This window comes from Chromobacterium haemolyticum (assembly GCF_002081825.1).
GTDB lineage: Bacteria > Pseudomonadota > Gammaproteobacteria > Burkholderiales > Chromobacteriaceae > Chromobacterium > Chromobacterium fluminis.
In genome coordinates, this window is record NZ_MUKU01000007.1 from 163,875 (window position 1) to 183,114 (window position 19,240).

The following is a 19,240-nucleotide window of genomic DNA, read 5'->3' on the forward strand; positions in this document are numbered from 1 at the left end:
AAAACCTTAGTTTACCGGTCGCTGATCACTCTAGATAGCGTGCCGACCAAGTCGTAACCGTCCCAAATCACGCCGATATCCAATGCTTTGCCCACCGGAACCACCCGGTCTATGCCAATCAGGCCTTCGGCCACAACAAACTGGATCAATTGCTGCCTGTCCACGCCGAAACAACTCAGGGTTTGATAACGCTCGCCCACTATCCGCTTCAGGCAATTCAGATCGGCGCAGGCATATTCAAAAAAGAAACCATGGCTCCCGCGATGAATATCGATATCCTCAGGCAGTTCCGCCAAACGCACGCGATAAATATCGTTGGCGTGCCGGCTCGAAGAAACGGCCGCATCCAAATGAATGGCCGTGCGGCACAAATGCGTGAACTTCTCGATAGCGTGCAGCGCCGGCGTCGCGCCCTTGCTCGCCAGCAAGCGCTGCATCGCCGGCCAGAAACGAAGCATCGCCGCTTCCGCTTGCTCTTGGCCGCCCAGCCATAAAATCAGATGCGGCGACGAGCAAGCGTTCTGATCCAGGAAAAACACATCGTTGTAAAACCCTTCGGTCAGCCCCCTCAGTTGCGGCTCGGAAGCCGTTAGCACCGCCTCCGCCGCCATCACGCACAGCGAGTAACGGTCGGCAAAAGCGACATCCACGCAACGCGCCTGCGTCGGCATCGCCCGTAAATGGGCAATGGTGCCGTCTCCGCCCCACAGCACGCGCGCATGGCAGGCGCGGGACAGCGCCGCCGTGACCTCGTCGTTGCGCGGGTAACGGATCAAGGCGTTCATCGCCGCGATGTCCGCGTGTTCCGGCAGGGCAAACAGGCGCTCGATCTCCTCGCAGATCACCGCCACTTGCGGATGAGCCGCGCCGGGAACGCGCACGATATTGGCGTTGCCCGCCAGCAATCCGAAGGCGAACGAGAAAGCAAAATTGACTGGCACATTGGATGGCGCGATATGCAAGGCCAGGCCGCGGCCAAGCCTATGCCCAGCCGAGCCAAAGGCGCCGGCCAGCCGCCTCAGGTTGGCTTTGCGGCACCAGAAGGCAAACGCGGCGATATCGGGATAGCGCCGCAGTTCCGGACGCGACAACAAGGCCTTGGAAAGATCCGCCAAAAACGCGATGGAGCTAGGCGAGTAAGGCGGCAACGGCCGGCAGGCGATCCGCTCCGGGCTAGCGCCGGCCAGAATCTCTACGGGGATATCAGACATGCGCTTCATAAGCATAGGTATCGCTGCAACCACGCGCTTCGGCCCGCGCCACGCGGCCGGACACTTTGAAATACTTGCCCAGCCGACCGCAAGGACAATCGTCCTCGCCCAGCACGGCGCCCAGGTCCTCGGTCAACAGCGCATGGCCGGGGTAGCTGCGCGGCGCCAGCGACAAGACCTCGATCAAGCCCTCCTCTCCCACGTCCGCAAGGCTGAAATCGCCGGGCCGGCGAACCAAGACATCGGAATAGATGGAAGCATGCAAATGGCCTTGCTCGCACTCCAGAAAGATGGAGCCGGTCTGCTCGACCATGCCGTAATAATTCACCACCTGCTCAACGCCGGCGCACTCCTGAAGCGCGCGGCGGAAATCCTCATTGCCCACGGCCAGATCCTGCAACTTTTTCCAGCCTCCGCCATGCAGCACAATGCCGCCGGCGATAGCCAGGCGTTGATTCATTTTCCGCAGCGGCAGCACCAAATGCTGCCAGATCATGAAGGTAAAACCGAAGATGAAGATAGGCTTCCCCGCATGCCGCTCCAGAAAGGCCTGCACCAGGCCCAGATCCAGTTCCATTCTCTCATTCAGCGCGTACGTCACATCCTGTCCGAACAGGGAGAAGCCCAGTATGCCGGCTCCCCGCGCGGAAAACGCCGCCCGGTCCCGCAGCACGCTTGGCGAATCGATCACCAGCATCGGCAATCTCTTCTTGCCCAGCACCGTTCCCATCAGCCGAGTCAGGATCTTGGTTTGCCAGGCCGCCGTCTCCTTATCCAGATAAATGCGCGACACTTGCTGACCAGAGGTGCCCGACGAAGTCATGGTCTTGAACACCTGGCTGCGCTCCACGCTGAGCAGATCAAACTCCTTGAACAAGCGGACAGGCAGGTATGGAACCCCCGCCAGCCCAACGGCCGACGCGTCTTCCGCGCCCTGCAATGCCAGGATTCGCGCATACTCCGGGCACTGGCCGGCATGCCATTGCGTCAGTTCCCGCAAAGCGGCGGAGAGCGCGGCGGATTTGGCCGCCGCATCCAACGAATACGCTCCCCACTCCAGCCATGGCGTGAAATCCGGCGCGCTCATGCCTGAGCTCCCCAAGCTTGCGGCGTCAATTCCGAATACAGGATCTTTCCCGAAGCATTGCGCGGCAAATCGCCTCCCGTCATCACCTTGACCGACTGCGGCGTCACCGTCAGATAGCGCGCCAGCATGATCTTGATCTCCTTGGCCAGGGCCGCGTCGCCCTGCGGCACATAGACCTCGAGCCTGTCGTCGACGCCGGCGCAAGCGGCGACATGGCCGGCGTCAAGCAGATACTGCTCCACTTCCTGCAAATTGATTCGATGGCCGAACAGCTTCAAAAAACGTTTCAACCGCCCAACAATGTAGTAATCGCCGTCGCTGTCCCGATGCGCGACGTCCCCGGTTCTCAGCACGCCCTGGCGCTCGTCGCCCGAGGCAAGATCGCCGAATCCGCAAGCATAGCCCATAGAGACATTGGGGCCTTGATACACCAGTTCCCCTTCCGCCTCCGCGCCGTCGAGCCGCTCGCCGCGCTCATCCTCCAGCCAGAACTCGCCGCCCGGCACCGCCGCGCCTATGCTGCCCGCCTTGAGCGCCGCCTTGTCCGCCGACAAATAAGACATCCTGGCCGTGGCTTCGGTCTGACCATACATGGTGAAAAACCGCATGCCGCGGCTCTGGCAATGCAATGCGAACTCGCGGCTGAGCTCCGGCGCCATTCGCCCTCCGGCCTGGGTCAGCGTGCGCAAGCTGGGCAGCTCCATGCCGGTGAAGCGCAACTTCCTCAGCATCTCGTAATGGTAGGGAACGCCGCCGAAACTGCTCGCGCGAACGGCTTGCAGGAAGCCCCAAAAACCACGCTCGAGAAACGTTTTCCGGCTCACCGCGATCTTGCTTCCCGCCAAGGCATGGCTGTGCAGGATCGACAGTCCGTAGGTATAACTGGGCGCCAAAGTGGTAATCGGCACTTCGTCGGCATCCAGCTCCAAATACTGGGCGATGGCCATGGCGTTGCTCAACACATTGCGCTGCGACAGGCGCACAAACTTGGGACTGCCGGTGCTGCCCGAGGTGCTCAGCAGCAAGGCCAGCTCGTCATGAACGCGATAGTCGGCCTCCTCTTGCGCAATCAAGCAGTAATCGCGGTAGGCAAACAGAGCCGTCGCCTCTGGAAACTCCGCGCGCCTCGCGGCAGGCAGCCAGATGAACGCGGGCCGATACGCGTCCAGCAAGGGCTGCAATTGCTGACTGGGCAGATTGGCGGCCAGCATCAAAGGCACCGCGTTGACGCTTAGCAGATGGAAATAACCGGCCAAACCGCCTATATCGTTGTCGCAAAGACAGAACACCAGCCGCCGCGCCAACTCGCTTCCCAGCGACGGCGGCGCCAGCGCCAGCACCTCGCCATATGAGACGACCTCGCCTTGCTCCGACTCGAACAGCGGACGCGCGCCATGCTCCGCGAACGCGCCGGTCATGGCTTCCATCAGGCTAAGCGCCCTCATCGCAGAATGCTTCATCCGCTCAGCGGCCTTGCAGCACATCGCGCACCACGCCCGCGATGCGCTCGATGTCATCCGGCGTCATATCGTGAAAGCTGGGCAGATTGATGGCGCAGGCCGGCAAGGCCCAGGCATTGCGGTTTTCTGGCTTGGCGTCAAACATCGGCAAGCCCGACAAAGGCCAAAAGAACACCCGCGCATCGGCGTTTTCCTCAGCGAACGCAGCCTGCAGCACCTCGCGCGTAACCCCGGTCTCAGGCGAAAACACCGCGGTAGGCATCCAGGCGCCATTGACGACGCCCTCGGGTTCCGGATTCATCCTCACGCCGGAGAACGGCTGCAACCGTTGGCGATAAGCGTCGAATATCTCACGCTTGCGCTGGATCAGTTCCTCGATGCGCTCCATCTGAGCGCAGCCCAGCGCGGCTTGGATATTCGACATCTTGTATTTGAAGCCCACCAAGTCCGGCCAGAACTGCTTGCTCTGACCGCTGGCGCGGCCATGATTGCTGAAGGTCAGCACGCGCTGATAGAGCTCGGCGTCATTGGTGACGAACATCCCGCCTTCGCCGGTGGTCAAGGTTTTGGTGCCGTGAAAGGAAAATGCGCCGAATCGCCCCATAGAACCGGCCCGCTTGCCGCGATACTCGGAGCCGATCGCCTCGGCGGCGTCCTCGATGACGGGAATCCCGTGACGTTGCCCTATCGCCAGCAAAGCGTCCATATCGCAGACATTGCCGTACAGATGCACGGCCACGATGGCCTTGGTCCGCGGCGTGATGGCCGCCTCCACTTGGGCCGGGTCGAGGCACCAGGAGTCGGGCAGGATATCGACGAACACCGGCTCGGCGCCGAGATGGACGATGGGAGAAGCCGTTGCAATCCAATTGGTGTCGGCCAGGATCACTTCATCGCCGGGACCGATGCCAAGCGCGGCCATCCCCATATGCAAGGCCCCGGTGCAGCTGGAGGTCGCAATCGCATAGCCCACTCCCAGATGGTTTTTGAACGCGGCCTCGAACTTGACGATGTAGTCGTAGCAGTGCTCGCCCCAGCCGTTGCGGGCGGCATCGGTCGCGTATTCGACCTCCAGATCGGTGATGGACGGCTTGGTGTAATGGATACGCGGTTTCATCTAATCTCCAGCGCGGGAGCCGCGGTGGCGAAGCGGCCGCCCCACTCCCGGATATAGTGAAGCTGTTGCATGACTTCGGCAGCGATATTCCAGGGCAGGATCAGCACGATGTCGGGTTTTTCCTGCTCCATCCTTGCCGGCGCGAAAATAGGCACATGGCTGCCCGGCAGGTATTTGCCCTGTTTCGATGGCGCGGCGTCGCAGACGAAAGGCAGCAGATCTGGCTTCACCCCGGCGTAGTTGAGCAAAGTATTGCCCTTGGCCGCAGCGCCGTAGGCGGCCACTTTCTTACCGGTCCGCTTTTGTTCCAGCAGGAAAGTCAGCAAGCCATCCTTCACCTCGTCCACCCGCTGCTGGAAGGCCGCATAGACCGCCAGCTGACGCAGCCCGGCCGCGGCCTCCGCGGCCAACACGGCGGCGATGGCGGTACCATCGGCTCTCTCGTCGTCAATGTGGCAGGCGAACACGCGCAGGCTGCCGCCATGGGTCGGTAGTTCTTCCACATCGAACACGCGCAGGCCGGCGGCGGCCAAAATGCGGGAAACGGTATACAACGACAAATAGGAGAAATGCTCGTGGTAGACCGTATCGAATTGGACATGCTCGATCAGACGCATCAGATGCGGAAACTCCAGCGTGATGGTTCCCCCGGGCTTGAGCGCCGCTTTCAGACCACGGCTGAAATCGTTGATGTCCGGGATATGGGCAAACACATTATTGCCGACGATCAAATCCGCTTGTCGTCCTTCCCGCGCCAGACGCCGCCCCAAGTCCTCTCCAAAGAACTCGCGCAACACCGGAATGCCCAAGCGCTCCGCAACCGCGGCGGTGCTGGCGGTCGGCTCAATGCCCAGGCAAGGAATGCCGGCGGCCAGCACATTCTTCAACAGATAACCGTCGTTGGCGGCAACCTCGACGACAAAGCTGTCCGCGCCCAGTCCCAAGCGCCCAAGCATCTCGTCGACATAGCGCGCCGCGTGAGCCAGCCAGCTGCTGGATGTCGAGGAGAAATACGCGTAGTCCTTGGAAAAGAGCAGATCCGCCTTCGCGTAATCCTCGGTCTGAACCAGCCAGCAATTGCCGCAAACTTTCAGCTTGAGCGGGAAATAAGTTTCCGGCGCGCTCAGCTCCGCCTCGCTCAGATAAGCGTTGGACGGCGGCGCGAAGCCTAGATCGAGAAAGGTGTGCTGCAACGGCTCTGCGCAATGTCGGCAATTCATGGTTCAAACCCGGTGAAATCAGAGGACAACAAGGGATGGTTTTGGTCCCGCGTGGAAAGATCGCGGACCGGCAGCGGCCAGCGGACGCCCACCCGCGGCTCATCGTAACGCAAGCCTCCTTCGGCGGCGGGCTGATAGAACGCCGTATGCAGATACAACAGCTCGCTGTCCGGCTCCAGCACCTGGAAACCATGCGCGCAGCCCTCGGGAATGATCAGCATGCGTCCCGTGTCGGGGCTCAGCTCTTCCGCATGCCAATGCAGGAAAGAGGGAGAACCCGCTCGCAGATCCACCAACACATCCCACACCCGGCCGCGAATGCAGCGCACCATTTTCATCTCAGCATGCGGCGAGTGCTGAAAATGCATGCCGCGCACCGCGCCAAGCGCCTGGGTCCGCGAGTGATTGATCTGAACGATGCGTCGGCCGCCCAGCAAGCCGGCCAGCTCCTGCTCGCAAAACAAACGGGAAAACGCGCCACGGTGATCGGCATAAGGCGCAGTCTCCGCAAGCGCGGCGCCGTCTATGCTGGTTTGTCGAATACGCATCAGGACACCCAAACCGCGTTTGCCGCGCGAGCGGACTCGATATAGCTCGCAAGTTGATCGAAGGTGATGATCTGCCCGGAGGCGTGGTGGTGGCGATACCACTCTGCCGTCATCTCCAGGCCTTGCTCCAGGCTCAATACTGGAAACCAGCCCAAGCGACTACGGGATTTCGCACAATCCAGGTACAACAAGCCAGCCTCATGCGGCTGCTCACCAGCCGCCGCTTGCCAAGCCAATTGCGGCCAAAACCGCTGCAGCTTCGCCAATACATCCGCCACGCTGCGGTTGGCCTCCGCCTGCGGACCAAAATTCCAGGCCTCGGCCAAGGCTCTCTCGCCCTCAAGCAAACGCTGACCAAGCAGCAGGTAACCAGACAAACACTCTAGGACATGCTGCCATGGGCGGGTAGCGCCGGGCGAACGGATGTGCAGAGCCCTTCCTTGCGCCACGGCGCGCACCAGATCAGGAATCAAGCGATCCTCAGACCAATCACCTCCGCCAATGACGTTGCCGGCGCGAGCCGTTGCCAGCAGCGGCACGTCGTCGTTCTGCCAGAAAGACTTCCGATAACTGTCCACCAGCAGCTCGCAAGCGGCCTTGGACGCGCTATAGGGGTCATGGCCCCCAAGCGCATCCACTTCTCGATATCCCCAAGACCACTCGTTATTGGCGTAGACCTTATCGGTGGTCGCCACCACTACGGCACGCACGCCAGGAGTTTGACGACACGCCTCTAGAACATGGGCCGTTCCCATCACATTGCTTGACCAATTCTGCAACGGGTCGCGATAGGAGCGCCTGACCAAGGCCTGAGCCGCCAGATGAAAAACCATCTCCGGCTGCGCCTGATCAAATGCGGCGCGCACGGCTGCGGGGTCGCGAATATCCGCTCGCAGATCCCAAACCGGGCACGCCAGCAGATCCCAGTGATTGGGCGAGCCGTCCGGGTCCAAAGCCAGACAGGTGACATCGGCCCCCAAACGCGTCAGCCAGGCAGCCAGCCAGCTGCCCTTGAAACCGGTGTGGCCGGTCAATAGCACCCTGCGGCCGCGATAGCGATCGCCAAACAGTCTCACGACCACACCTTCCACGGGGGGTTGCCGTCCGCCCACAGTTTTTCCAGCTGATTCTTGTCGCGCAGCGTATCCATTGCCTGCCAGAAGCCTTTATGCCGATAGGACATCAACTGCCCCTCCTTGGCCAAGCGCACCAGAGGCTCAGCCTCCCAACTGGTCTGATCATCCTCGATGTAATCGAAGATCTGAGATTCCAACACGAAAAAACCGCCGTTAATCCAAGCCCCATCGCCGGCCGGCTTTTCTTGAAACCCGCTCACCGTTTCACCCTTGATTTTCAGCGCGCCATAACGGCCAGGCGGCTGAATGGCGGTAACCGTGGCCGCCTTGCCGTGCGAACGGTGAAAATCAATCAAAGCCCTAATATCGATATCGGCAACCCCGTCGCCATACGTAAAACAAAATGGCTGATTGTTCAAATGCTCTCTAACTCGTTTAAGACGACCGCCCGTCAAAGTATCCTCGCCGGTATTGACCAAAGTCACTCTCCACGGCTCAACGTAACGCTGATGCACCTCAATTTCATTATTGGACATATCAATGGTCACATCAGACATGTGCAAGAAGTAATTGGCAAAATACTCCTTGATGATGTAGCCCTTGTAGCCACAGCAAATCACAAACTCATTCACGTCATAATGTGAATAAGTTTTCATGATGTGCCATAAAATAGGCTTGCCGCCGATTTCAATCATCGGCTTAGGCTTCAAATAGGATTCTTCGGATATTCGAGTGCCAAGCCCGCCTGCAAGTATCACCGCTTTCACATTTGCTCCTATTTATTATTTTCGCAAAATGGAACCCGCGCTTTGCAATGCGGCGCTCCCCAGCAACAAGACCTCCAATCCTGCTCCAAGCACAAATATTTCTCGACAGCCTCTGCAGCTTGGCTTACTTCAAACAACAAAACGCGGACAGCGCCGCCATCACGCCCTCGGCGCCACGCGCTCCGGTTTCCGGATTAAACTCCACCGTCGCCGCGCCGCCCTTGCCGGCTGCCCAGTTGCTGACCAGGCACAGATGCGCGTAAGGCAGATTCATCTCCCGCGCCAATGCCGCTTCCGGCATACCGGTCATGCCGACTATATCGGCGCCATCCCGTTCCAACTTCAATATTTCCGCGGCGCTTTCCAAACGCGGCCCCTGGGTGCAGGCGTAAACGCCGCCCACCACCCCGCTGTGGCCGCTGTCCGCCATCGCGCGAATCAGGCGCTCTCGCAACGCCTCGTCATAAGGCGAGGAGAATTCGGCGTGCACCACTGGACGGTCCAAGCCTTCAAAAAAGGTATGCTTGCGGCCCCAGGTGTAGTCGATAATGTTGTCCGGCACCACCAGGCGGCCCGGCGGCATGTCGGGACGGATGCCGCCCACTGTGCCGATGGCGATCACGCCCTTCACGCCCTGATCGTGCAGCGCCCAGATATTGGCGCGGTAATTGATTTCATGCGGCGCCAGTGAATGGCCGTAGCCGTGGCGGGCGATGAATACCACGTTCTGCCCGTTCAGCAGGCCGAAGGTCAGGGCGCAGGAGGCGTCGCCGTACGGGGTGCGCACGACTTGACGATGGGTGACTTCCAGTACGGGCAGCTGGGCCAGGCCGCTGCCGCCGATGATGGCCAACATGATGTGTCCCCTTTGTAATGGTGCGACGGATCGCTGTTTTCGCCGCGGCCTGAGCTGAATGCGCCCGGCGCGGCTGCGGGATTCTTGCTTGCGGCGGAGCGCCGACGCTCCAATTATGGCCGATTATTTTCCGCCGGCACATGCCGCCGTGCGGTGAATTTGCCCGCGGCGACAGCGCCGGCAACCACCGCTTTGAAAAACAAGCACTTGGCGTTTCCCTCCGGATTTTTCAAAATTTATACAACCGTACAAATTCGGCTTGCATATGCTTATACATTCGTATAAAAATAAAAACATGAAATCGACCAACGCCACTCGACAGCAACTGCTGGACTGCGGACTGACAATGGCCAAAGAAGCCGGCCTGCGCGCGCTCACCGTACGCGGTCTGTGCCAGCGCGCCGGAGTTAACCCTGGCAGCTTCGTCTATCACTTCGGCAGCCGCGATCGCTACCTGACCGAGCTGCTGGAAAGCTGGTACGCGCCGCTGTTCCGGCAAATGCAATCGCAGTGGCAGCAACAACCGGCGGCCTTGCCGCGGCTGCAGACCATGCTGCGCCAGTTGCTGGCCTTCGTCGCCGAACACGGCGGGCTGATCGCCCACATGCTGCTGGACGCCGCCTCCGGCGAAACCGCCGCGCAGGGCTTCCTGTCCACGCTGGCGCCGCGCCATCCCAAGCTGCTGCTACAAAGCATTGCCGACGCGCAACAGGCTGGCGAGCTGGAGCGCGGCGATCCGCTGCACCAGGCGCTATTCCTGATGTCGGCGCTGGGTCTGCCGGCGCTGGCGCAACACATCATCGCGGGCAAACCACTGCTGCCCGGCCTGATTCAACAGGCTTTCGATACCTACGCCATCGATCCGCGCCACACCGAGCAACGGCTGCAATGGGCCTTGCGCGGTTTGCGCCCCATGGAGCCACAAGCATGAAGCACCAGCCCCTGCTCATCGGCCTCGTCGTCGTCGCCCTGCTCGCCGGCGGCGGCTACGCCTGGCGGCAACGTCAGCTCGCCCAAGAACGCCTTAGCCTGTCCGGCAACGTCGACATTCGCGAAGTCAGCCTGTCTTTCCGGGTGGCCGGCCGTTTGCGGAGCCTGAACGTGGACGAAGGCGCCGCCGTGCGCGCCGGCGACGTGCTGGGCGAGCTGGACGCGGCCCCCTACCGCAACGCCTTGCGCGACGCCGACGCCGGCCTGGCCGCCGCCCAGGCGCGGCAGGCGCTGTACCGCGCCGGCCCGCGCCGCGAGGATATCGAGCAGGCGCAGGCCAATCTGGACGCGCGCCGCGCCGCGCAGCTCAACGCCGAGCAGACTTACCAGCGCCAGCGCCAGCTGGCCGACACCGGCGCCTCCGCCCAACGCGCGCTGGACGACGCCCGCGCGCAGCGCGACCAGGCCGCCGCGCAGGCCGAGGCGGCGCGCCAGCAGTGGCAGGCGCTCAAGCGCGGCTACCGCAAGGAGGAAATCGCCGAGGCCGAAGCCAATGCCGAACGCGCGGCGGCGCAACTGGCCCAGGCCAAGCTGCAACTGGCCGACACCCGCTTGCTGGCCCCGGCCGACGGCGTCATCCTCACCCGCGCGGTCGAACCCGGCGGCATGCTGCCCGCCGGCGGCGCGGTGTTCACCTTGTCGCTGACCCGGCCGGTATGGGTGCGCGCCTACGTCGCCGAGCCCGATCTGGGCAAGATGGCGCCCGGAACCAAGGTCAAGGTCCGCAGCGACGGCCGCGCCCAGCCTTACGACGGCGTGGTCGGCTTCGTCTCCCCCAGCGCCGAATTCACCCCCAAGAACGTGGAAACCCAGGATCTGCGCACCGCGCTGGTCTACCGGCTGCGCGTGGTGGTGCAAAACCCGGACGCCGCCTTGCGCCAGGGCATGCCGGTGACGGTAACGCTGGCGGACGGCGGCTGAGATGGACGCGCCGGACGCCATCATCCTCCGCGGCCTCTGCCAGCGCTTCGGCGCGCACGAGGCGCTGGCCGGCGTCGACGCCACGATACGCCGCGGCGCGATCACCGGCCTGGCCGGGCCGGACGGCGCCGGCAAGACCACGCTGCTGCGGCTGCTGGCCGGCCTGCTGCAAGCCAGCGCCGGCGTCATCCGCATCGAGGGCCTGGACCCGATCGCCGACGGCGACGCGCTGCGCGCGCTGATCGGCTATATGCCGCAACAATTCGGTCTGTACGAAGACCTGACGGTGCAGGAGAACCTGGAGCTGTACGCCGATCTGCGCGGCGTCGTCGGCGAACGCCGCCGACACAGCTTCGAGCGCCTGCTGGCCTTCACCGACCTCGCCCGCTTCACCGCGCGGCCGGCCGGCAAGCTGTCCGGCGGCATGAAGCAGAAGCTGGGCCTGGCCTGCGCGTTGCTGGGCGAGCCGCGGGTCTTGCTGCTGGACGAGCCCAGCGTCGGCGTCGATCCGATTTCCCGCCGCGAATTGTGGAAGATGGTGGGCGAGCTGGCCGCGGACGGCATGACCGTGCTGTGGAGCACCTCCTATCTGGACGAAGCCGAGCGCTGCGACCAAGTGCTGCTGATGAACGCCGGACAGCTGGCTTACGCTGGCGCGCCCGGCGAGCTGGTCCGCCGCATGGAAGGCCGCAGCGTGCAATTGCGCGGCATCGCCGGCAACCGCCGCCAGACGCTGCGGCGCGCCTTGCGCCAGCCGCAAGTGCTGGACGGCGTGATCCAGGGCCAGGCGCTGCGGCTGGTGCTGCGCCAGGCCGGCCAGCCGCCTGAGCTGGCGGCGCTGCAAGCCGGACCGGACGCCCATTTCGCCGTTGTTCCGCCGCGGCTGGAGGACGCCTTCATCGAACTGCTGGGCGGCGGCCCCGGCGGTGATTCGGCGCTGGCGGAACGGATGCCGCCGGCGCAGCTGCCGGCCGGCGTGGACCCTGACGCGGTGATCCGCGCCAAACAGCTCACCCGCCGCTTCGGCGACTTCGTCGCCGCCGACAATATCGACTTCCAGGTGCGGCGCGGCGAGATCTACGGCCTGCTCGGCCCCAACGGCGCCGGCAAATCCACCACCTTCAAAATGCTGTGCGGCCTGCTGCGCCCCAGCGCCGGCGAGGCCAGCGTGATGGGCATAGACCTGAAGCGCAGCGCCAGCCGCGCGCGCCGGCAGCTGGGCTATATGGCGCAGAAATTCGCGCTCTACGGCAACCTCAGCGTCGCCCACAATCTGGACTTCTTCTCCGGCATCTACGGCTTGAGCGGCCAGGCGCGGCGCGACACCATCGACGAAATGGTTCGCGTGTTCGCGCTCGCGCCCTATCTGGACATGCTCGCCGGCTCGCTGCCCCTGGGCTTCAAACAGCGGCTGGCGCTGGCCTGCGCGCTGATGCACCGCCCGCCGCTGCTGTTTCTCGACGAGCCCACCTCCGGCGTCGACCCCATCACCCGCCGCGAATTCTGGACCCACATCAACGGCCTGGTGGACAAGGGCGTCACCGTGATGGTCACCACCCACTTCATGGACGAAGCCGAATACTGCGACCGCATCGGCCTGGTCTACCGCGGCCGGCTGATCGCCAGAGGCACACCGGACCAACTCAAGCGCCAGGCCGCCGGCCCGGAAGAGGAGATCGCGATGGAGGAAGCCTTCATCCGCCTGGTGGCGGCCAACGACCGCGCCGGAGCAGGAATATGAGCGCCGCCGTCAAGCCCGCCCGCCTGCTGGCGCTGTGCCGCAAGGAGGCCATGCAGATCGTGCGCGACCCCAGCAGCATTTTGATCGCCTTCGTGCTGCCGGTGCTGCTGCTGTTCATCTTCGGCTACGGCATCAATCTGGACGCCAACAAGGTGCGCATCGGCGTGGTGCTGGAGGACAGCGGCGCCGAGGCCCACCGCTTCGCCGCCGCGCTGGCCGGCTCGCCCTATCTGGAGGTCCGCCCCGGCCATGACCGCGCCGACATGCGCGCGCGGCTGGCCGCCGGCGAAGTGCGCGGCATGGTGGTGATTCCCGCCGATTTTTCCGCCAAGACCGCGCAGGGGCGCGGCGCGGCCGCGGCGCAGCTGCTGACCGACGGCGCCGAGCCCAATACCGCCAACTTCCTGGCCAGCTATCTGCAAGGGGCCTGGCAAGTCTGGCTGACCCAGCGCGCGCAGGACCGCGGCCAGCCGCCGCCGGCCCAGCTGCAACTGGAGCCGCGCTACTGGTTCAACCCCGACACCGTCAGCCGCAACTACCTGGTGCCCGGCTCGATCTCGGTGATCATGACCATCATCGGTGCGCTGCTGACCTCGCTGGTGGTGGCGCGAGAATGGGAGCGCGGCACCATGGAGGCGCTGCTGTCCACCCCGGTGACCCGCGCCGAACTGCTCTTGTCCAAAATTCTGCCCTACTACCTGCTGGGCATGGCCGCGATGCTGGTCTGCGTGTTGGCGGCCACCTTGCTGATGGGGGTGCCGCTGCGCGGCTCCTGGTGGCTGCTGTTCGTCGTCAGCAGCCTCTTCCTCGGCAGCGCGCTCGGCCTGGGCCTGCTGCTCTCCACCGTCACCCGCAACCAGTTCGTCGCCGCCCAGGGCGCACTCACCGCCGCCTTCCTGCCGGCCACCATGCTGTCCGGCTTCGTGTTCGAGATCAACAGCATGCCGCCGCCGGTGCAAGCCGCCACCTATCTGGTGCCGGCGCGCTACTTCGTCAGCGCGCTGCAAACCCTGTTCCAGGCCGGCGACATCTGGCCGGTGCTGCTGCTCAACACCGGCTGGCTGCTGCTGTCCGCGGGCTTCTGGCTGGGGCTGACCGCGCTTAAATTCCGCCGTCGGCTGGACGGTTAGAAAGGGCTCTCATGTGGCGCGCGCTGCTGACCCTGATCCATAAAGAACTGCGGGCCCTGCTGTCCAGCCCGCAAAGCCGCCGGCTGCTCATCATGCCGGTGCTGCTGCAACTGCTGCTGTTTCCCTTCGCCGCCACGCTGGAAGTCAAGAACAGCACGCTGGCCATCTACAACCAGGACGGCGGCGCGGCGTCCGTCGAACTGTCCCAGCGCCTGGCCGCGGCCCAGGCCTTTCCGCATCTGCTCAACATCCATAGCGAAGCCCGGCTGCGCGAGGTCATCGACCGTCAGCAAGCGCTGCTGGCCATCCGCATTCCGCCGGATTTCTCGCGCCGGCTGGCCCAGGGCGAAACGCCGCGGCTGCAGGCCGTCATCGACGGCCGCCGCTCCAACAGCGCGCAGATCGCCTTCGGCTACGCCCAGCAAATCGTCGCCCAATACGCGCGCGAACTCAGCCCCGCGCCGCCGCCGGCCCAGTTGCTGGTCCGCCATCTATACAACCCCAACCTGGAATACCGCTGGTTCGTGCTGCCCAGCCTGGTGGCCATCATCACCACTATCGGCTGTCTGATGGTCACCGCGCTGTCATTGGCGCGCGAACGCGAGGAAGGCACGTTCGACCAATTGCTGGTCACCCCGTTAACCCCCGGCTACATCATGGCCGGCAAGGCCGTGCCCGGCATGCTGGTGGCCGCGCTGCAAGGCAGCGTCATCTCCGCCGCCGCGGTGTGGCTCTACCACGTGCCCTTCGGCGGCGGCATCACCCTGCTCTACCTCTCCATGCTGTGTTACGGTCTGGCTCTGTCCGGCTGCGGCTTGCTGATTTCCTCGGTGTGCGCCAACCAGCAGCAGGCCTTTCTCGGCGTGTTCGGCTTCATGGCCCCGGCGGTCATCCTCTCCGGCTATATGGCCCCGGTGGAAAACATGCCCTGGCCGCTGCGCGCGCTCAGCGCCGCGGACCCGCTCAGCCATTTCATCATCGTGATCAAGGGCCTGTTTCTCAAAGGCTACGGCGCGGCCGAGGCCTGGCCGCACTTGTGGCCGCTGCTGCTGATCGCCGCCGCCACCCTTGGCCTGGCCTACCTGATCTTCCGTCACCGGAGCGGACAATGAATCCATCTCGCCTCGCCATCTGCGTCTTGCTAGCCCTGCTCGCCGGCTGCGCCGTCGGCCCCGACTACCGGCCGCCGACGCCGGCGCAACTGCTGCCCGCCGCCAGCGCGGAAACCGAGCCGGAAGCCGCCGGCTGGTGGCAGGCCTTCCAGGACCCGGCGCTGAATCGGCTGGTTGGCGCCGCGCTGCGCCGCAGCCCGGACCTGGCCAGCGCCGACGCCAACATCCGCCAGGCGCGCGCCGCGCTGGAGATCAACACCGGCGCGCAATGGCCGCAACTCAACGCCGGCGGCCGCGTCAGCCGCGACCAACTAAGCCGCCGCGGCGAAGCGCTGGCCAACATCCCCTTCGCCAATCCACAGACTCTATTCACCGACTACCGCGCCGGCTTCGACGCCAGTTGGGAAATCGATCTGTTCGGCCACACCGCCCGCGGCGTGGAAGCCGGCCGCGCCCGGCTGGACGCCAGCCGCGAGCAAGCCGCCGACGCCGCCTTGCGCGTGGCCGCCGAAACCGCGCGGCTGGCGCTGGACTACCGCTACTGGGGCTTGCGCGCCGACAACGCCGCCGCCCAGGCCCGCTGGCGCGCGGAACTGGCGCGGCTGAACCAGCTGCAATTTCAGGCCGGCCTGGCCGGCGCCGGCGAAGTGGACCAGGCCGAGGCCGAACGGCTGCGCGCCGACGCCCAGCTGCAACCGCTGCTCGCCGCCCGCCAGGCCACGCTCGCCGCGCTGGGCCCGCTGACCTCGCTGCCGACGGAACAACTACGCGCGCTCCTGGACGCCGCCGTGCCGAATCCACGGCTGCCCGCCGCGCCCGCCGCCGCCCTGCCTTCGGAACTGCTGCTGCGCCGGCCGGACCTGCGCGCCGCGGAACGGCAACTGGCCGCCGCCAGCGCCGACATCGGCGTGGCCGCGGCCGAGCAATACCCGCGTTTCAGTCTGCTGGCCAGCGGCGGCTGGGACAGCGTCCGTCCCGGCGACTTCGCCGCCCAGGCCAGCCGCTACTGGAGCCTGGGCCCGCAACTGAGCTTGCCTCTATTCGCCGGCGGCCGGCTGCAAGCCCAAGTCCGGGCGCGCGAAGCCGGCTACGACGCCGCGCTGGCGCAATACCGCAAAGCGGTGCTCCAAGCGCTGGCCGATGTGGAAACCGCGCTCCTGCGCAGCCAGGCCGGCCGCGTCCAAGACGCCCGGCTGGCCGAGGGCGAAACCGCGTTGCAACGCCAGCTCGGCTTCGCCCGACAGCGCGTCGCCGTCGGCGAGGCCGCGCAAAGCCACGTGCTGGAAGCACAATTGCAACTCTCCACGCTGCGCGAACAGCGGCTGGCAGCGCGGCAAGCGCTGTCCGCCGACCTGATCGCGCTCTACAAAGCGCTGGGTGGCGACATGCCGCTCAGCACTCCGCCATCCAGCGCGCCGCCACCTTAAGCCGGCTCCCGCGCCACATTTAAGCTGCGCTTAAGTTTACGGTGTTCCAATCGTCTCAATCCCCTATCGCAAGAAAGGACATGGCGATGAACCGTAGACTTCCCCTGCTCAGCCTGCTGCTGCTCGTTAGCGGCGCCTTGTACACCGCCGCCAGCCTGTGGCAAAACGGCCTGCCCGCCAGCTACTGGCAATGGCGGCGCGAACTGGTCATGCTCAGCGGCGTGCAATTGATGGCGGTGATGAGCGCCGCCATGCTGCTGGCCACGCGCCCGCGTTGGCTGGAGCCGCTGCTGGGCGGCCTGGACCGCCTGTACGCGCTGCACAAGCAGTTGGGCATCGCCGCCGGCCTGCTGCTGGCCGCTCACTGGCTGATCAAGCTGTCACCCAAGCTGATGCTGGCGCTGGCCTGGGTCGCTCCTCGCATCAAGAGCGGAGGCGGCGGCAAAGACCCGCTGGTCTCGCTAGCCAAGGACGTGGGCGAATGGGCCGCCTGGGCGGTGCTGGCCATGGTGATCCTGGCGCTGCTGCGCGCTGTGCCCTACCGCTTCTGGCGCAAGGTGCACAAGTTGTTCGCCCCGCTCTACCTGATGGGCGCCTTCCACGGCCTGATCCTGATGCCGGCCGAGATGTGGACACAACCGGTGGGCTGGCTGCTGGCCGCGCTGATGTTGATCGGCTCCGGTTGCGCGCTCTATTCGCTGGCCGGCCGCATCGGCAAGCAAGGGCAATACGCCGGCCGGGTGGACCGCATCGAAGCGTTGCCGGCCGGACAGCTGGAAGTGATCTGCCAAATGGACTGCTGGCCCGGCCACCGCGCCGGACAATTCGCCCTGGTCAACTTCGCCGCCGCCGAAGGCGCCCACCCCTTCACCATCGCCAGCGCCGACCACGGCGACGGCCGGCTACGCTTCATCATCAAGGCGCTGGGCGATTACACCCGCCGCCTGCCGGACGAACTCGAAATCGGCCAGGCCGTCACCGTGGAAGGCCCTTATGGCTGTTTCCAGCCGCGCGGCGGCGCGCGTCAGGCCTGGGTGGCCGGCGGCATCGGCGTCACGCCATTCCTGGCCTGGCTGCAAAGCCGGGAACTGGCGGAGAAGAAACTGGACGTGGATTTCTACTACTGCGCGCGCAATCGCGATGAAGCGGCGCGGCTGGAAGAAGTGCAACAAGCCTGTCGTCAACACGGCGTGCGGCTGCATCTGATCGAAAGCGAAGCCGGCGCGCTATTGAACGCCGACATGCTACCGGAAGTGGACGAGGTCTGGTTCTGCGGCCCGCAGGGCCTGGGCAAAGCGCTGCAGCGCGGCCTGAGCCAGCGTGGCGTGCAGGCGCCGGCTTTCCACAACGAGGCGTTCTCAATGCGCTGACGCAAGACGGGCGCTCCAACCTGCCGGAACGCCCGTCCCCAGGCTGCTCAAACTAGGTCAAGACTACTTAACGCGTGGCGTAGACGCTGCGCCTCCCCTGCTCATCAAAACTCAACACCTGATAAGGCTGCTTGCTCGGCCCTTCCATCCCAGGGCTGCCCATGGGCATGCCCGGCACCGCCAGTCCCACGATCTTGGGTTTGTCCTTCAGCACCTTCTTCACCAAATCCGCCGGCACATGGCCCTCGAACACATAACCGCCGATCTCGGCGGTATGGCAGGACCGCAGATCGGCCGGCACTTTCAGCCGGCTCTTAACGGCGGACATATCGGCCTCGTTGCGGCTTTGCATCGCCACGCCGTTCTTCTGCATATGCTCGGCCCAGGCGGTGCAGCAACCGCAATACGGATCCTTGTGCATCACGCCGTCAGCGGCGGCGGCAAGCGGAGAAATCAGAGAAACGGCCAGCGCGGCGGCGGCCCAGTACAGAGGTTTAGTCATGACAATAATTCCAATGCTGTTTGAATGAAAAAGCACACCAACCCGCAAACACGCGGTTGGCGCAAAAAACGGCTCATTCAACAGATTGGGGAGGCCGCTCCGGCGGCGCGGGGATGAAGCCGGACCACACTATTTCAGTCTTGGCCTGCAACACCGGGCGGATCGCTTGCAAGGGCAGGCTGGGCGCCGCCGGCCATGGAACGGCCAGCAACTGGCAGCAGGCTGCCGCTTGAGCGGCGCTGGCCGGCTGAGTATGGCAGGCCGCGCCGTCGTCGGCCATCCAGACGCAGGGCGCGCTGGCCGCCACGCGTCCGCCCATGCTCCAACCCGCCTGCGGCAAGAGCAGCAGACACGTTAGCAACAGTAGCAAGGACAGACGAGTAGGCATCGATTCAGGTAGAGTGCTTAGTCCGGAACAGGCTTGAGACTGACGGATAGCGCCTTGGTTCCCAAGCCATTTCACCATTTCTCCCACCCCGCGCAAAGTTTGAGCCAGGTCATATCCGCGTCAGATTTGTGGCGAACCAGTACAATCACACCCTTAATCAATAACGATTCGCATTTGCGTTCGCATTAATTCGGTGGGATACTTATGGTCCCATTTGACATTCCTTGCGCAAACTAAACGCCAACGGCATGCACGCAGCGCCGGCCATGCCGAGACGCGGATCAAATGGGCTTCGTTCATGTGATGAATTCCAGGTA

The 19,240-nt window shown here is 64.3% G+C and carries 18 protein-coding genes; 7 read left to right on the forward strand and 11 right to left on the reverse strand.

Annotation, left to right across the window (positions count from 1 at the left end; translation table 11 throughout):
* Nucleotides 1-11: 11 nt before the first annotated feature.
* The 9 genes from B0T39_RS07260 to B0T39_RS07300 form a co-directional block, all read right to left on the reverse strand.
* Complete coding sequence (locus tag B0T39_RS07260) at nucleotides 12-1,211, reverse strand: acyl-CoA reductase (RefSeq protein ID WP_176219504.1); 1,200 nt, start codon at nucleotides 1,209-1,211, stop codon at nucleotides 12-14.
* The gene (locus tag B0T39_RS07265) at nucleotides 1,204-2,298 is read right to left on the reverse strand and encodes a LuxE/PaaK family acyltransferase (RefSeq protein ID WP_081545468.1); all 1,095 of its coding nucleotides are present in this window, start codon (nucleotides 2,296-2,298) and stop codon (nucleotides 1,204-1,206) included. Before B0T39_RS07265 ends, B0T39_RS07260 begins: the two co-directional genes overlap by 8 nt.
* Nucleotides 2,295-3,743 (reverse strand): AMP-binding protein, encoded by a 1,449-nt coding sequence (locus B0T39_RS07270; RefSeq protein WP_176219505.1) that lies wholly within the window; start codon nucleotides 3,741-3,743, stop codon nucleotides 2,295-2,297. The genes B0T39_RS07265 and B0T39_RS07270 overlap by 4 nt, the downstream gene beginning before the upstream one ends.
* A gap of 19 nt (nucleotides 3,744-3,762) precedes the next feature.
* Nucleotides 3,763-4,875, reverse strand: a complete 1,113-nt coding sequence (locus tag B0T39_RS07275) for a DegT/DnrJ/EryC1/StrS family aminotransferase (RefSeq protein ID WP_081545470.1) — start codon at nucleotides 4,873-4,875, stop codon at nucleotides 3,763-3,765.
* On the reverse strand, nucleotides 4,872-6,095 hold the full coding sequence (locus B0T39_RS07280; RefSeq protein ID WP_081545471.1) for a class I SAM-dependent methyltransferase: 1,224 nt from the start codon (nucleotides 6,093-6,095) through the stop codon (nucleotides 4,872-4,874). The genes B0T39_RS07275 and B0T39_RS07280 overlap by 4 nt, the downstream gene beginning before the upstream one ends.
* Entirely contained in the window at nucleotides 6,092-6,643 is a 552-nt protein-coding gene (locus B0T39_RS07285) for a dTDP-4-dehydrorhamnose 3,5-epimerase family protein (protein WP_081545472.1), read from the reverse strand. Before B0T39_RS07285 ends, B0T39_RS07280 begins: the two co-directional genes overlap by 4 nt.
* Entirely contained in the window at nucleotides 6,643-7,734 is a 1,092-nt protein-coding gene (rfbG, locus tag B0T39_RS07290; protein WP_176219506.1) for a CDP-glucose 4,6-dehydratase, read from the reverse strand. The genes B0T39_RS07285 and rfbG overlap by 1 nt, the downstream gene beginning before the upstream one ends.
* Nucleotides 7,716-8,486, reverse strand: coding sequence for a glucose-1-phosphate cytidylyltransferase (gene rfbF, locus B0T39_RS07295; RefSeq protein WP_081545473.1), 771 nt, complete (start codon nucleotides 8,484-8,486; stop codon nucleotides 7,716-7,718). The genes rfbG and rfbF overlap by 19 nt, the downstream gene beginning before the upstream one ends.
* 124 nt (nucleotides 8,487-8,610) lie before the next feature.
* Nucleotides 8,611-9,342 carry an S-methyl-5'-thioinosine phosphorylase gene (locus B0T39_RS07300; protein ID WP_081545474.1) on the reverse strand — a complete coding sequence of 244 codons (732 nt, stop codon included), beginning with the start codon at nucleotides 9,340-9,342 and terminating at the stop codon, nucleotides 8,611-8,613.
* 295 nt (nucleotides 9,343-9,637) lie between these two features.
* Here B0T39_RS07300 and B0T39_RS07305 point away from each other — a divergent pair, with 295 nt between their 5' ends.
* The 7 genes from B0T39_RS07305 (at nucleotide 9,638) to B0T39_RS07335 (ending at nucleotide 18,033) form a co-directional block, all read left to right on the forward strand.
* Nucleotides 9,638-10,273, forward strand: coding sequence for a TetR/AcrR family transcriptional regulator (locus B0T39_RS07305; RefSeq protein ID WP_176219507.1), 636 nt, complete (start codon nucleotides 9,638-9,640; stop codon nucleotides 10,271-10,273).
* On the forward strand, nucleotides 10,270-11,253 hold the full coding sequence (gene hlyD / locus B0T39_RS07310) for a secretion protein HlyD (protein WP_081545476.1): 984 nt from the start codon (nucleotides 10,270-10,272) through the stop codon (nucleotides 11,251-11,253). The genes B0T39_RS07305 and hlyD overlap by 4 nt, the downstream gene beginning before the upstream one ends.
* A gap of 1 nt (nucleotide 11,254) precedes the next feature.
* The gene (locus tag B0T39_RS07315) at nucleotides 11,255-12,994 is read left to right on the forward strand and encodes an ATP-binding cassette domain-containing protein (RefSeq protein ID WP_081545477.1); all 1,740 of its coding nucleotides are present in this window, start codon (nucleotides 11,255-11,257) and stop codon (nucleotides 12,992-12,994) included.
* Nucleotides 12,991-14,124 (forward strand): ABC transporter permease, encoded by a 1,134-nt coding sequence (locus B0T39_RS07320; protein WP_081545478.1) that lies wholly within the window; start codon nucleotides 12,991-12,993, stop codon nucleotides 14,122-14,124. The genes B0T39_RS07315 and B0T39_RS07320 overlap by 4 nt, the downstream gene beginning before the upstream one ends.
* A gap of 11 nt (nucleotides 14,125-14,135) precedes the next feature.
* Nucleotides 14,136-15,236, forward strand: coding sequence for an ABC transporter permease (locus tag B0T39_RS07325; protein ID WP_081545479.1), 1,101 nt, complete (start codon nucleotides 14,136-14,138; stop codon nucleotides 15,234-15,236).
* Nucleotides 15,233-16,663 (forward strand): efflux transporter outer membrane subunit, encoded by a 1,431-nt coding sequence (locus tag B0T39_RS07330; RefSeq protein WP_081545480.1) that lies wholly within the window; start codon nucleotides 15,233-15,235, stop codon nucleotides 16,661-16,663. The genes B0T39_RS07325 and B0T39_RS07330 overlap by 4 nt, the downstream gene beginning before the upstream one ends.
* Before the next feature lie 86 nt (nucleotides 16,664-16,749).
* A complete protein-coding gene (locus B0T39_RS07335) occupies nucleotides 16,750-18,033 on the forward strand; it encodes a ferredoxin reductase family protein (RefSeq protein WP_176219508.1) in 1,284 nt (427 codons plus the stop codon).
* A gap of 67 nt (nucleotides 18,034-18,100) precedes the next feature.
* On the opposite strand, the gene B0T39_RS07340 is transcribed toward B0T39_RS07335, so the two are convergent.
* Nucleotides 18,101-18,535 (reverse strand): DUF411 domain-containing protein, encoded by a 435-nt coding sequence (locus B0T39_RS07340; protein ID WP_019101547.1) that lies wholly within the window; start codon nucleotides 18,533-18,535, stop codon nucleotides 18,101-18,103.
* Between the two features lie 73 nt (nucleotides 18,536-18,608).
* The gene (locus tag B0T39_RS07345; protein ID WP_141111114.1) at nucleotides 18,609-18,923 is read right to left on the reverse strand and encodes a hypothetical protein; all 315 of its coding nucleotides are present in this window, start codon (nucleotides 18,921-18,923) and stop codon (nucleotides 18,609-18,611) included.
* Between the last annotated feature and the right edge of the window lie 317 nt (nucleotides 18,924-19,240).

What these genes read in the sequence shown, in the direction of transcription:
- B0T39_RS07260 (WP_176219504.1), bottom strand. Translation starts at nt 1,211, where the DNA reads ATGTCTGATATCCCCGTAGAGATTCTGGCCGGCGCTAGCCCGGAGCGG.
- B0T39_RS07265 (WP_081545468.1), bottom strand. Translation starts at nt 2,298, where the DNA reads ATGAGCGCGCCGGATTTCACGCCATGGCTGGAGTGGGGAGCGTATTCG.
- B0T39_RS07270 (WP_176219505.1), bottom strand. Translation starts at nt 3,743, where the DNA reads ATGAGGGCGCTTAGCCTGATGGAAGCCATGACCGGCGCGTTCGCGGAG.
- B0T39_RS07275 (WP_081545470.1), bottom strand. Translation starts at nt 4,875, where the DNA reads ATGAAACCGCGTATCCATTACACCAAGCCGTCCATCACCGATCTGGAG.
- B0T39_RS07280 (WP_081545471.1), bottom strand. Translation starts at nt 6,095, where the DNA reads ATGAATTGCCGACATTGCGCAGAGCCGTTGCAGCACACCTTTCTCGAT.
- B0T39_RS07285 (WP_081545472.1), bottom strand. Translation starts at nt 6,643, where the DNA reads ATGCGTATTCGACAAACCAGCATAGACGGCGCCGCGCTTGCGGAGACT.
- B0T39_RS07300 (WP_081545474.1), bottom strand. Translation starts at nt 9,342, where the DNA reads ATGTTGGCCATCATCGGCGGCAGCGGCCTGGCCCAGCTGCCCGTACTG.
- B0T39_RS07305 (WP_176219507.1), top strand. Translation starts at nt 9,638, where the DNA reads ATGAAATCGACCAACGCCACTCGACAGCAACTGCTGGACTGCGGACTG.
- hlyD (WP_081545476.1), top strand. Translation starts at nt 10,270, where the DNA reads ATGAAGCACCAGCCCCTGCTCATCGGCCTCGTCGTCGTCGCCCTGCTC.
- B0T39_RS07315 (WP_081545477.1), top strand. Translation starts at nt 11,255, where the DNA reads ATGGACGCGCCGGACGCCATCATCCTCCGCGGCCTCTGCCAGCGCTTC.
- B0T39_RS07320 (WP_081545478.1), top strand. Translation starts at nt 12,991, where the DNA reads ATGAGCGCCGCCGTCAAGCCCGCCCGCCTGCTGGCGCTGTGCCGCAAG.
- B0T39_RS07325 (WP_081545479.1), top strand. Translation starts at nt 14,136, where the DNA reads ATGTGGCGCGCGCTGCTGACCCTGATCCATAAAGAACTGCGGGCCCTG.
- B0T39_RS07330 (WP_081545480.1), top strand. Translation starts at nt 15,233, where the DNA reads ATGAATCCATCTCGCCTCGCCATCTGCGTCTTGCTAGCCCTGCTCGCC.
- B0T39_RS07335 (WP_176219508.1), top strand. Translation starts at nt 16,750, where the DNA reads ATGAACCGTAGACTTCCCCTGCTCAGCCTGCTGCTGCTCGTTAGCGGC.
- B0T39_RS07340 (WP_019101547.1), bottom strand. Translation starts at nt 18,535, where the DNA reads ATGACTAAACCTCTGTACTGGGCCGCCGCCGCGCTGGCCGTTTCTCTG.
- B0T39_RS07345 (WP_141111114.1), bottom strand. Translation starts at nt 18,923, where the DNA reads ATGCCTACTCGTCTGTCCTTGCTACTGTTGCTAACGTGTCTGCTGCTC.